At 61.4% G+C, this 12,979-nt stretch carries 9 protein-coding genes; 7 read left to right on the forward strand and 2 right to left on the reverse strand.

The window, feature by feature from the left end; translation table 11 throughout:
* Positions 1–378: 378 nt before the first annotated feature.
* Positions 379–744, reverse strand: coding sequence for a recombinase family protein (locus EU557_RS23285; RefSeq protein WP_135532892.1), 366 nt, complete (start codon positions 742–744; stop codon positions 379–381).
* A 225-nt stretch (positions 745–969) separates the two neighbouring features.
* On the opposite strand from EU557_RS23285, the gene EU557_RS23290 reads away from it, so the two are divergent.
* Positions 970–1,338, forward strand: coding sequence for a putative quinol monooxygenase (locus tag EU557_RS23290; RefSeq protein ID WP_135532893.1), 369 nt, complete (start codon positions 970–972; stop codon positions 1,336–1,338).
* 79 nt (positions 1,339–1,417) lie between these two features.
* Here EU557_RS23290 and EU557_RS23295 read toward each other — a convergent pair whose 3' ends face one another.
* Positions 1,418–1,966, reverse strand: a complete 549-nt coding sequence (locus EU557_RS23295; RefSeq protein WP_210116120.1) for a hypothetical protein — start codon at positions 1,964–1,966, stop codon at positions 1,418–1,420.
* Positions 1,967–2,420: 454 nt separating this feature from the next.
* Here EU557_RS23295 and EU557_RS23300 point away from each other — a divergent pair, with 454 nt between their 5' ends.
* From EU557_RS23300 to EU557_RS23325, 6 genes are all read left to right on the forward strand, one after another.
* Positions 2,421–2,807, forward strand: a complete 387-nt coding sequence (locus tag EU557_RS23300) for a hypothetical protein (RefSeq protein WP_135532895.1) — start codon at positions 2,421–2,423, stop codon at positions 2,805–2,807.
* A gap of 944 nt (positions 2,808–3,751) precedes the next feature.
* Positions 3,752–4,804 carry a serine hydrolase domain-containing protein gene (locus tag EU557_RS23305; RefSeq protein WP_167855330.1) on the forward strand — a complete coding sequence of 351 codons (1,053 nt, stop codon included), beginning with the start codon at positions 3,752–3,754 and terminating at the stop codon, positions 4,802–4,804.
* 282 nt (positions 4,805–5,086) lie between these two features.
* Positions 5,087–6,754, forward strand: coding sequence for an SBBP repeat-containing protein (locus EU557_RS23310; protein ID WP_135532897.1), 1,668 nt, complete (start codon positions 5,087–5,089; stop codon positions 6,752–6,754).
* A gap of 181 nt (positions 6,755–6,935) precedes the next feature.
* A complete protein-coding gene (locus tag EU557_RS23315) occupies positions 6,936–8,456 on the forward strand; it encodes an energy transducer TonB (RefSeq protein ID WP_135532898.1) in 1,521 nt (506 codons plus the stop codon).
* A gap of 187 nt (positions 8,457–8,643) precedes the next feature.
* The gene (locus EU557_RS23320) at positions 8,644–10,656 is read left to right on the forward strand and encodes an NHL domain-containing protein (protein ID WP_167855331.1); all 2,013 of its coding nucleotides are present in this window, start codon (positions 8,644–8,646) and stop codon (positions 10,654–10,656) included.
* A gap of 265 nt (positions 10,657–10,921) precedes the next feature.
* Positions 10,922–12,931 (forward strand): WG repeat-containing protein, encoded by a 2,010-nt coding sequence (locus tag EU557_RS23325; RefSeq protein ID WP_135532900.1) that lies wholly within the window; start codon positions 10,922–10,924, stop codon positions 12,929–12,931.
* The last annotated feature ends 48 nt before the right edge of the window (positions 12,932–12,979 follow it).

The following is a 12,979-nucleotide window of genomic DNA, read 5'->3' on the forward strand; positions in this document are numbered from 1 at the left end:
ACCCGGCAGTCTGCGCACCCGACGACGAAACGCAGGGTGGAATGATGACTATATGAGCCAGCTTTTAACCTGCGTCCGCGAAAACTGCCGGATGGCAGTCCTCTAAATTTGATGCGTACGCCCTGTAATGCAGCTCCCCCTTGGGTCTGCGCTCCACCCATCCTGCTGTCACCATTGGGCCGGGCGGTTGCCCTGAGCCAGCAGATACTCGAGGACCGGGCGCAAGTGGTCGGTGCGCGGCTCTTTTCCCTTTCGTTTCTTGAATCGAATTGAACATAATGTCCATTTAAGACAACATATCCTATTCATTTTCAATAATTTATTTTACAAGTTCTTGGCGGTAGCGTTTGACACTAGCGCGGCTGATGCCAGTGAGCGTTACAATCTCCGCTCTAAAGCCGTGGATGCCTTGGCCAGCTTTTCGGCATCGCGCCCGGCCGGCCGGCCCAAGTGCTTGCCCTGCAGCTTGGCCGGCATCGAACTGGCCAAGCTGCAGGGCAAGCACTTGGGCCGGTTGTTCTCGCGCTCATATTGGTTGAAGGCGCTGAATACGCCAATGATCATCTTGCTGGCCGGCGTGCGCGAATCAATGCCTAGGTCAAGCGCGTGGAAGTGCACGCCGCGCCGGTTGAATTCCTCTACCAGTTGAATGGTGTGCACCGTGTTGCGGCCGCGCCTCAGTGTGAGAAGGCTTCGTGTTTGCTTTGTCTGTTTTTTGTTGTTTGGCAGCACCAAATTATCCACACTCTAAAAGCTTTTTTCCTCGCGCGAATCACAACTTGTGTATTTTCTATTTGTAATCTATTTGCTATTTGACAAAGCTGCAATCAACTTACTTTCAAATATATACAACACATAATCATAACCTTTGATAAGCGAACTATAAAGAAAGCAACTGCTAGCGGACCACTGTTTGACAAGCCTGCTAAAGCCCGCTAACCCAACATTTTCACCCTTAAGCCTTGCCTGATGAAATTCCCCCAACCCGTCCTGAAAGTACTGCTACTGGCCGGCGTGGTGCTGGCCGTGGTCAGCTGGAGTTCTAGACCGGTGGCTCCAAAACCGCACAAAGTCCGGCTAGCCCGCCTTGTAATCGATCCCACGCAACTCGCTCACTACAAAGTGTTACTAAGAGAAGGAGTCGAAACGGCCATGCAGAAAGAACCGGGGGTGCTCGCGTTGTACGCCGTGTTTGAAAAAAAGCGACCGAACCACCTGACCATTCTCGAAATGTATGCGGACGAAGCTGCGTATCAGGCACACATGGGTGTTGTTAAACAAATAGGGGAAAACCGCCGACTTAGAGAATCCCTTTACTGGCTCAACAGCTACAATTAGGCTCAGGAGCGAAAGAGAGGTTATCCGGCTGAGCCGAACTTTGAGAAGAAGAGCCCCAACCACGCCCCACGCCCATAAATCAATTGATTTTCCAGCGTACCAGTGCTTGCTTCAACCACTCAGGAGCACCTTCTAGGGGCGGCATTTTTCCGTTGTTCTCCGCCGTTAATCGAACAGCGCGAGCCTCCATTTCAGCTAGGGAAGGAACAGCCCACTGGGTCCGCTCCTGGTCGGTCGTGCTGGCATCGACGTCCCACAACCGGTAGCGGGTTCCATCGGGCACCAGCTGGGTACCATATTTTTGCGGCTGCCCTTGGTACATATGCCACCGGTCCAACGCAGCGGCGGCCAGCCATTTGCCCGCCGGGAGCCCCAATGCTACGCTTTTCAATGCCCACTGGTGCGCAGACCATATCTCCTCTACCGTCTCCCCGTGCTGAAAAATCAAGGCGGCATGGTAGTAATCGTGGGCGGTAGCGACCTGGTGGAGGTCCAGCATTTGTTGCACCTGTTGGCGGCGCGTGTGGTCCCGGCTGCGCAACGCAACGTAGTCGGGGGTGCCGACTTCCGGATGGTTTTCTCGCTCTTGTTGGTCAGCGACAAAAAGCTGATGTAGCTCGTCATTCATCTTGTTCTCTGCTTGGAGGCGTACTATCAAGAAACGACAAGTAGGGCTGGCATAGTACCGCACAAAACGTTCGTTTTCGCTCGTCTTTTCCGATTGGGTTAAGGAGCGTGTAAAACTATCATCCCTCGCTACTCTTACGGCGCATTTGAACCTTATCACTAGCAGTCAAGCTAATTGGCATCCGAGTCGGAGGTTTTCCCCTATTTGTTTAACAACACCCAGCTTTCCGCGACCAAGGTGGTGCAGGCAGGACGTGCATTGCCTCAACGCTACGGATCAGGGGGTACACCAGCTGCTGGCCCCCGCAATTGTGACGAAAGCGTCATAATCTATTCAGCTAAATTCGAACGCTCCGGGAGCAGGAGCATGTCGGTTAGGGACTAGTTCGGCCTTCTGCCCTTAATGAGTCAACCAACTACGACCGCCTGATTTATTTCTTTATAACCAATCGAAAATGCTTGCTTTTTTCGCGGTGCCCCGGCCCCGGGTCCTGGCATTTGGCCTCGGCCTGCTGGTCGGCTGTCAGAATGAGGGCGAGATAAGTGGCCAGTACGTACCGTTAATTCAGGAACCGGGCGTAACGGAATCATTACGCGTAACGGGTAACCATCAGTTTCGTTACCATTACCGGCGAGGCCTCACGGTTTTCAACCACTCCGGAACCTGGGAGCTGGAAACCCGGCAGGGCTACGAGTACTTGGTCCTGCGCTATTGGCAGCAGCCCTACTCCCGCTGTGGGCTGAGCCGGTCTACCATTGCCAGCTTCGAACGGGAGAGCGACCAGTTGTGGCTGATCAAGGATTTACCCGACTGCGCCTGGCAAAAGCAGTTGGATGATTAAGCACGAGCTGTTGCGGGTAGCATGACGCTGAATTTAAATGCCGGCCTGCCTTGGATTGCATGGAGTTATTTAGTTTGCTACGCTTCCTGCTGCCCCGGGCCGGAGAAGTCAGAGCCGGGACTACGTTCTTCAGCACCCTGCTTTTGACGAGTATTGACTATAACCTTTGGGAGGAACCCTTGCCACCTAGTTAAGCATGATAAAAATAACAGCAAAATTGTACTTTACTGTTTATTACGTAATTAAGAATCTGCGCGTGAAGCTTATGCCCGGGAATATGATTGGGGTTTCCAAAGCTATAGATGCCCTTTTTTATCTGTCACTATTACAGATGCTGAATGTGAAATTTTTACTAAAGCATGTGATATATACGGACGCCAGGCATTGTCCAGCGTGCAATGACTTTACCCGGCGAGGCATATTGGTAGTGGCTAGCGTATTCATCCTGCTGTGTAATACGATTATTTTCTGGAATGAGGGAGAAAATCGTGTCCCCCTACAGAATCATAAATCAGCTAACGTGTATGTAGCTTGCTACGCGGTCTTATCCGTCATTCTTTTCTTTGTTTAGCAACGGCCATCGGCAGTAAACCACTTAGTAGGCTCGCACAACAGCTCCTGCGTGCACTGGTTCACTGCACAACCAGTGCGCTTGGGTTACCAGATCTACTAAAAGGGTGCCCTCTTGGAAGGCGCTCTGGTAGATACCGGGAATTAGGTAGAGGTACGACTGCTTATCTGGTGCAGCTCATTCTCTCTACCCGTCTCGTAAGCGTTGGGTTGGAGCATCCCCCTGGGCAACTGTTACGGCAAGACTGGCATCTGCTTTCCAAACGGGGCAATAACTTGGTGCCCTTCTCCTGTTATCCCGTGATTCATCTGCCTTCCCCGCCATCATGAAAGCTGCGCTCTCCTGCCTCTGCCTACTTTTTTATTGCCTGGTTATGCCGGCGCCAAGCCAGGCCCAAACCTTAACCTCGGGCCTGGATTCGCTCCTGCATGGCCCGCAGGGGCTGCAGGCGCGCTACCCAAACCTGGGCTTGAGCGTGGGAGTCGTGCGCGGCAAGGCCGTAGCCTACTATGCCCTGGGTACTACTGAGCGTACCACAGGCGCGCCGATCGACAGCACCACGCTGTTTGAAATCGGCTCCATCACCAAAACATTCACGGCCCTGCTGCTGGCCTGGGAACAGGAAAAAGGTACCCTGCCCGCGCAGGCCCACCTGGAAGCGGCCCTGCCTTCCACCGTCCGGCTGCGGCCGGGCTTGCGGGGCCAGGTAAAGCTGACGGCCCTAACTGCGCATTCCTCCGGCCTGCCCAACCTGAGCAACGACCGCTACATCCAGGCCCTGTTCGACCAGGACCCGGTACAGCCGTTTCATTTGGTGACGCAACCGTACCTCTACCGCGTGCTCCAGGAAACGGACTCGCTGCAGGCTCCCGGCACCTATCACTACAACAATTTCGCCTTTTCGCTGCTGGGCACGCTGCTGGCGCAACGCGCCGGCCTGACCTATGGCCATCTGGTGCAGCAGCGCATCATTCAGCCCCTGGGACTGCGCACGACCGGTCTTACCTACCACACGGCCCGCATCGCGGGCCGCTATACCAGCAAGGGAGAAGCCAAGCCGGCCATTGTCATCAATGCCGTGGCGCCCGCCGGGGGGCTGAAGTCCAATGCGGTGGACTTGGTGCGCTATGTGCAGGCCCAGCTCACCCCTCCCGTCGGCACTCTGGGCCGCGCCATTGTTCGCACCCACCAGCCCGCGTACCAGGATAGCGCCATCACCATGGGCATGGGCTGGGAAATCCAGCAGCGCGCGGGTCACCGGGTCTACCAGAAAGATGGCGACACCTTCGGCAACTCCTCCCTCGTGTGGTTTGATCCCCAGCGGCAGGTGGGCTTCGTTATTCTGTGCAATCACCAGGATGCCAAGCTCGTGGCGGAAATTGGCCGGCAGGTGGAGCAGTTTGTGCGCGGCAACCAGCCGCTATAGGCTTCTTCCCTACCGGTAACACAGCTTGCCAGCTGTCGGACGCGCGTGCCTGTGTACTGCTGGCCACGTACCAGCAGTAACTCGTTGCTGAGTGTCCAATTTCTTCTCCTCTCCATGTATGCGTCGGCCCTTGCTAGTGAGGTTGCCAGCGGATAGCCTGCGGGCGGCCTGGCACCAGAGGGGTCGGCGAAGTACGTCCATGTATACTCAGGTAGTTAGCTAACAACAGAGCGTATCTTGCGCGACAAAGTTTGGTCTAACGTATGTAATAGCTCTATTTTTATGATCCTTTCTACCGCTGCACTTCGTTGCAGCCTGGCTGTAGTTGTCGGTATCCACTGCGCTGGCAGCGCTTTCTGCCAATCGTCTCCCCCCAGCTGGCTTAGCGCCCGGGCAATAGGAGTTGGCTCTTCCTTACAAGGTGGCACCGCCGTGGATGCGGCCGGCAATGTTTATGAAGCGGGCAGTTTTGCAGGCAGTACGACCGTCGCGGGCACTACCCTTACCAGCCAGGGCGACTACGACGCGTACCTAGCCAAGTATACGCCGACGGGCGCGCTGGCCTGGGTGCGCCAGATTGGCGCCGCCGGGCGCGACAACGCCTTGGATGTGGCGCTGGATGCGGCCGGCAATGCCTATGTCACGGGGGGCTTCACCGCTACCATTTCGTTAGGTAATGGCCTAACGTTGAATAGTTCCACCTCGGCCGGCAAGCGGGTATTTGTGGTCCGCTACTCCCCACAGGGTACGCCCGAATGGGCCACCCAAAGTACGCCCGCTAACGGCTCCCTGCTGGATGGCAGCGGTATTGCCACCGATGCGGCCGGCCGGGTGTACGTTACGGGCACCATCAGCGGAGGCATCACCATCGGCACCACCAGCGTTGTCATCACCGGCCCGGAGGGAGGCACCTTTTTGGCCCGGTTGGACAGCGCTACGGGCGCGCTGCAGTCCCTGACCGAAGCATATCACTACACCAACAACGCGGCAGCGCAGGGCGCTTTCTATTCGCCCCGCATGGCGGTAACGCCCAGTGGAGATATTTACGTGGCCAATACCTTTTACCAAAGTCCGGTGCTCGGTGCCGCGACCCTCATCACCCGGGGCAGCCGGGACATAGTGGTGGCCAAGTACAGCTCACAAGGGACGCTGCTCTGGGCCCAGCAGGCCGGCGGCCCGGCCGATGACTTCTGCAGTGATCTGGCCGTTGATGCGGCGGGCAATCTGTACCTGAGTACGCTGTTTGCCGGTACTACCCAGTTTGGGACCAGCACGACCCGAACCAGCGCCGGCGGCACGGATGGGGCCGTGGCCAAATACTCGTCCCAAGGTGCGGTAGAATGGGTGCAGACCGGTGGGGGCAGCGGCACCGATGCCTTCGGCGGCTTGGCCCTGGACGCGGCGGGCAACGCCTACGTAACTGGCTATTTCAGTGCTACCGCCACGTTTGCCAGTGTGTCCCTCCCCAGCACCGGCCTGCGCGACTTGTTTCTCACCTCGTACTCGCCCAGCGGCCAGCTGCGCTGGGTGCAGCAGGCCGGTGGTCCCGCCAATGAGAGCGGCAACTACGTTGGCCTGAATGCCAGCGGTGACGTGTTCGTGCTGGGCTCCTCCACGGGCACGGCGACTTTCGGCCCGCTTACCGTGGCCACGAGCAACGGGGGCGAAGGAATCCTGGCGCGCCTGGGTAGCTCCGTGTTAGCGGCCCAGCCAGCCCGACTGCAGCCCATGAGTTGCTATCCCAATCCCGCCGTCGACGTGGTGCAGGTGCCGGCGCTGGCCGTCGGCACCCGCGTTCAGCTGCTCGACGGCGTGGGCCGCATGGTGCGCGAAATGCCAGTGTCCGCGACAGGAGACGTATCGGTAAAGGGCCTGAGGCCGGGCTGGTATGTCGTGCGGGGCACGGATGGGCAGGGGCGCACGTACGCCAGTCGTCTGGCAGTGGAGTAGCGTCTGAAGTCCGACGGAGTGGTATCCACTACGCGTGTATCGGCTGGCAAGCCCGCAGTGGCCCAGGCTGACTAAGTACCCCGACCAGCCGGGCCAGTATGGTAGGCGGCGGACACGTCGCCCCAGCAGATACGCCCCCGTTTATTGATTTGCTCTTATTCTCTGTTGCTCCTATTTCTTCATGGCTCGATTCTTCTCTACTGGCCTCGTCATCTGCGGCATTCTGGTGTCCTTCCGGGGCCAAGCCCAGGCGCCGGTGCCAGCCGCTGACTCTATCCGCGATGCCGCGCAAGTGCCTGATTTTGCCGCCCGCAACAACGAGATGCTGCGCCGCCACTTCCACCGGCCGGGCAGTTACGGCTGGCCCCTGGAAGCCTGGGCCCGTCGCATCGAAGGCACTGTGTACGTCAGTGCAGTTATCGGCGCGGATGGGAAGGTGCGGGAGGCCCGCGCCCTGAACTACTTGGCGGCGGGCTGCGTCGACACGGCCCTCGCGCTGGTGCGCCGCCTACCCTGGCAGCCCGCCCAACTTCAAGGACAACCGGTAGCGGTCCGCCTGCTGCTGCCGGTGCCCTTTGCGCCCCGGGGCTGGTCGGCCAACGCCGAAGCTATTCGCTACAACAACGAGGCCGCCGAGCGGGTCCGGGCGGAAACCAACCCTACGCTGCCCGCCGGCACCACGGCTCCCCGGTTTCCGGTGCAGGTGCGCCACTTCCGCATGGACCCGTACTTCTCCTCGACCGTTCAACCGGCTGGGGGCCAGTACCACGATGCGTCGGGCCTGATGCGGGTGGGCTTCACGGTGGAAGCTGATGGGCGGACCACGCACCCCCGCGTCCTGGCGGGCGTGTGCCCACCGTGCGACTCCGCCGTGTTGACCGCGCTCCGCCAGCAGCCCCGGTGGGAGCCGGCCCGCCGGGGCAAGCAGGCCATCGCCCAGCCCGTGCGCGTTTACGTCAACTACGGCTCGGCCGACCGCGCGGCCCGCTCCGACCGGCACCTGCCGGCCCCCCCGGCAGATGTACCGCGAACCGCCGAGGACTTACCGCGCTACCCCGGGGGGGCCGCCGCCTTGTATGCCCTGGCCCGGCGTACCTATGCGATCGACGACGACCCGGGCAGGGCCACGATAGCCGTAGCCGGAATCGTGCAGTCCGATGGACGGTTTACCGATGCCCAGGTAGCACCGGGTATGCCCGCCCTCTTTCGCGAGCCAGTGCTGGCGGCGGCCACGGCGATGGCCACTTGGCAGCCTGGCCGGCAAGGGGGACGGGCGGTGCCGGTGTACACCGTCCTGCTCTTCCCTCTGCCCACTACCCGGGAAATGCAGGCCGCCACGACCAAGCAGCGCCAGGCGACCGCCGCTGCCCTGGCTACCCCGGATACCCGGATCTATGAGTACGCGGAACAAATGCCGGCCCTACCCGACGGTGGTACGGACCTGAATGTGGCCGTCCAACGCGCCTTGGTACTGCCCTCCGACGAGCCGGCCGGCATGGCGTCGGTCACGTTTATCGTGTCCGCGACCGGCACCACGCAGGAAGTGCAGGTAACCAAGACCACCAGCCCTACCCTGGGCCAGGCGGCGGTGGCCGCCGTGCGCAGCCTGCCCAGGCTGGTACCCGGCCGCCAGAACGGCCGCCCGGTGGCCGTGCGCTATACGCTCATCGTCCGAGCTCCCCACCCCGCCCCCAACCGGTAGCGTGCTCCGCCGGTCAACAACTTCTTGTTTTAACAGGTAATAGCTAACTGCCGCCCTGCCCGAGGAAGTCGAAAATGGGGATGTATGGGTCGATCTAGTAAGTACCCTTCTCTATTGTTTACCACTCTACATGTATCCTTTCGCTCTTCCTCAACCCGCCAGTTGGCTGACTTTGTTTATTCTGCTCATGACTACGCTGCCAACGACAGCCCAAATAGGTACTGAGCCCGCCAATGCCGGCCGGATGAGCACGCTGGCCGGTATGCCCCCGAACGGTAGCCCCGGTAGCACCGATGGGCCCGCCCTGCAGGCGCGGTTTAACTGGCCCCGGGGATTGGCTCTGGGGGCCGACGGCACCCTTTACGTGGCCGACACGAAGAATGAAACCATCCGTGCCATCAGCCCGGCGGGCCTCGTCCGCACTTTGGCGGGGCAGGCCGGCCGGCCGGGATTTGCGCAGGGCAGCGGACCACAGGCCCGCTTTAACCAGCCCGTGGGGGTGGTCGTGGATGCGACTGGCACGCTGTACGTGGTGGATCAGGGCAACCAGGCGGTGCGCAAGATCACCCCCGACGGCACGGTGAGCACCGTGGTAGGCCACCCAACCAGCCCGGCTTCTTCCATACAGAGCTCTGCTTCCCTGCAGCTGGTCAAGCCAACGGCCATTGCGTGGGGACCGGGCGGCGACCTGTACGTGAGCGATGAAAACCAGGGCAGCATTTATCGCATTAACCCGGCAACGGGGGCGGTACGCACGTGGCTCAGCCGTGAGCAGTACCTGGCCGTGGCCAGCCAGGCACCCCGGTTCCGGGGCATGGAGCTGGTGAGCCTGGTATTCGACCCCACCGGCACGGGCTACGTGGGCGATGGGCAGGGCGTCATCCGCAAAATCTCCCCGCAAGGGGAGCTACGCGACTGGGTGGGCACTGCGGGCGTAGGCGGCTTCGAGGATGGTACTGGCCCCGACGGTCAGCTCGGCAACCCCACCGGCCTGGCCCTGGGCCCGGACGGGACACTCTACGTGGCCGATGAGCGCTTCGCCGTAATCCGGCGGGTGTCGCCGGCCGGGCGGGTAAGCACCCTGGCCGGTCAGGGCGACCAGACCGGCTCCCGGAACGGGCCGGTGGCAACGGCGCGCTTCCTGCTGCCGCGCGGCCTGGCGCGGGCAGCCGACGGCACCCTCTTTGTTGCCGACGAGCTGGGCAGCTGCATTCGGCGGATTTCGCCCCAGGGGCAAGTGAGCACCTGGGCCGGGGCACCCGTACGCCTGGGCGGCGACGATGGGCCCGGCGCCACGGCGCAGTTTCAAGCCCCCGAGGCCGTGGCCGTCGATGCGGGTGGAACGGTGTACGTGGCCGAAGGCGGCGGTATGGCCGTGCGCAAGATTGCCCCCGATGGGGAGGTGAGTACTTTGTACGGGGGGCAGGAGCGCCCCAGCGCCCCGGCCCGGTCTGTGTACCTGCACCATCCTACGGGAGTGGCCGTAGCGCCTTCCGGCATTGTGTATGTCTCGGAGGCCGGCAGTAATGTCATCTACCAGATTTCGCCCCAGGGCAGCATCAGCTTGCTGGCGGGCCGCCCCGGCAGCGACGGGGATGCCGTGGACGGGAAAGCGGCCGAAGCCCGGTTCAGCCACCCCTCCCACTTGGCAGTCGGCCCCGGCGGTACGCTCTACGTACTAGACGAATACAACGCGCTGGTGCGTACCATCAGCCCCCAGGGCCAGGTGAGTACCCTGGTTGGGAAGCTGCCCACCTACATGGGGCCGCGGGATCCGCTACTGGGAACGCCCACGGGCCTGGCCGTCGATGCAGCCGGCACCGTGTACGTGAGTGATGGCCCGGGCCACGTGATTCGCCGCATTACTCCGGCCGGCATGGTGAGCGTCTGGGCGGGGCAGCCCGGGCAGGCGGGCCACGCGGACGGGACGGGCCACAGTGCACGCTTTCAGCAGCCGGCCGGCCTGAGCCTGGACCGCCAAGGCAATCTGTACGTGGCCGACCTGCTTAATAGCACGGTGCGGCGGGTGTCACCTGCCGGGGTGGTCACCACGCTGGTGGGCGAGGCGGGCCAGCCGGGCAGCACGGACGGCCGAGGGGCCGCCGGCCGCTTGAGTCAACCCCGGAGCGTTGCCATCGGACCGGATGGAGCCGTCTACATTGCCGATTCTGGTAACGCAACGATTCGCGTGGTGCGCTGAAGCCGCTACTTGTCTGCTTTTCTGCAGCATCAGGGTTGGGGCGGGCAGCTGCTAACCCGTTGCGCAGCCTTCGGCTATTCCATCGGCCCCGGCACTGCGTGAGTGCCGAGCACTGGCTCTTCCGGAATGACAAGTGGCAAGTGGAGGGAGCGTTGGCTGTTGTCAGCCAGCAACTGGATGTGTACCTTCGAAGTACTCCTCACTTACCTATTTGCCGTATCCAGCGCCTTCATCTTCTATAAGGTAGGCCGGCGCAGTATCGTTTATGCCCTATTGCCAACGTACCCTGCTGCTTATCTTACTCAGCGGCGTATTCATTTCATCACTGCGCCCCTGTGCCCGGGCGCAGGGGCGCAGGCCGGTTAGCTACGAGCAGCGGGTCACGGCCCCAAGCATTCCCTTCCGGCGCGGGGCCGCCTGGGGCCTGATGAGCCCGCAGGGCAAGATAGTGGTTGAGCCCCGCTACCCCAACCCCATCAAGCGTTACTTCCACGCGCCCTACCTCTGGTATACCACCCAGGCGGGCCCGTTGCCCGTAGTCCTGCTCAACGAGCAGGGTCAGGAACTCGGCCACTTTAAAACCTTCACGCAGGCCCCCAATGGGATGGTGCTCGCCACCGGCCAGCGCACCATTACCCTCTTTGACTCCGTAGGCCACCTGTTGCGCGCGACGCCTTATGCCTCCATCCAGGAAGAGTGGCATCAGGGCCTAGCCGTTGTGAAGCTGCCGGACTCGGTGCTGACCACCAAACCAGCAACCGGCTCCTACGCCATTCGGAACTCCGAATACGTGATCCCGGGCCTGCTGGGGCTGGTCGATGCGCAGCTGCGGGAAGTGGTGCCCCCTTCCTTCCACCACATCGGCATGTACTGGCAGGGCTACACGCCCGTCTCCCTGATCGACCGGCGCAAGGGCGCCATCGATCGGGCAGGCCGGGTGACCTGGCTTAGCCGGGCCCACGCCGACACAATTGCCCGCGCGTATTTCGGTGGGTTTTGGGCGGGCTGGTCGAATGAGCGGCAGAGTGCGGCGGCCGTGGACGTGCACGACCAAGTGGTCGTGCCCTTTGGTAAGTACAAAGAGATTACGCGCGGCCAGTCGGACCCCTACATCGCCGTCATGCAGCGCGTCCGGCTGGGGGCGGCGCCCAACGGGAAATGGGTGGAGCGCTGGGGCCTGCTCGATACCACGTTCCGCGAAATTACGCCCCCGCTCTACGAACGGCTCGCGCAACACGGACGCTGGACGGTGGTAGAGGACGCTCCAGTAGGGCCCTATCAGATTCCGCAGCGCGGCGCCCTCTACCAGGGCCGGCTGGTTATTCCGGCGCGTAGCCCGCAGGTATACCCCACTGGGGACCAGCGCTACGCCCTGGCGCTGGAGTCTAGCCGCGACTCGGCCACGCATACGACCGTCTCTCGTTACGTCTGCTACGGGCCGCAGGGCCCTACCGGCATGGCCGTGGTGTCCCTGCAAGCCCCCGTCTACCTGGGGCACGATATCTTCTCCTACCAAAGCTCCTACGAAACCCGGCCTCAGCTGATTCTGGCCAGTGGCCAGAAACCCTTCGATGAGGAGATTACCGGGGTGTCCACGGCCTACGGGGGGCGCTACTACCAGGTGCGCACGGCCACCAAAGCCGGTTTATTGGACACGACCGGCCGCTGGGCCGTACCGCTCAGCGCCGCCTATGACGAGGTGTTGCCCCACCAGCCTGATTCGTTGTTTACGGTCCGAAAGAACAAGCTTGAGGGCCTTGTTACAGCTACGGGCCAGGTAGTAGTGCCACTAGAATACACCTGGGTTACTCACGGGCCGGGCCGCACCTTCGTGGGCAGAAAGCCGGATGGTCAGTTCATGCTGGGCCGCACTGGTCGCGTACGAATGACCCTACCTGATTACAAGGCGCAGGGCAAAAAGGTGTTTAAGCTCGAAATCCTGGCGCCGGGCCTGGCACTGCTGCACTGGCTTCGTGAGCCAGCGACCTTGCCTTCTTCTGCTGGTTCGGCGATGGGCTACGAGCGGGGGGTGCTGCTCGTTAATGAGCAAGGGCGGCAGATTTTGCCGGCCGAGGTAACGCAGGTAGGGCCCGCCAGCAACGGGGTCATCTGGGTGTCCAACGGCTCGGCCTATGCGGTGCTCGACTACCAGGGCAAGCTGCTCACGCCCTTCAAGTATACCAACGTGCAGCCTTTTTCCCAGGGCATTACCCTGGCCACCACCGGGGGGCATGAGGTATGGCTGGACTGCTTCGGGAAGGAATATGCGCAGTAAACAGCCGGTTTTCTCCAGCAGGTGGGTAACCCGAGTTCTTTTTCTGCT

The sequence above is a fragment of the Hymenobacter wooponensis genome (assembly GCF_004745865.1).
Taxonomy (GTDB): domain Bacteria; phylum Bacteroidota; class Bacteroidia; order Cytophagales; family Hymenobacteraceae; genus Hymenobacter; species Hymenobacter wooponensis.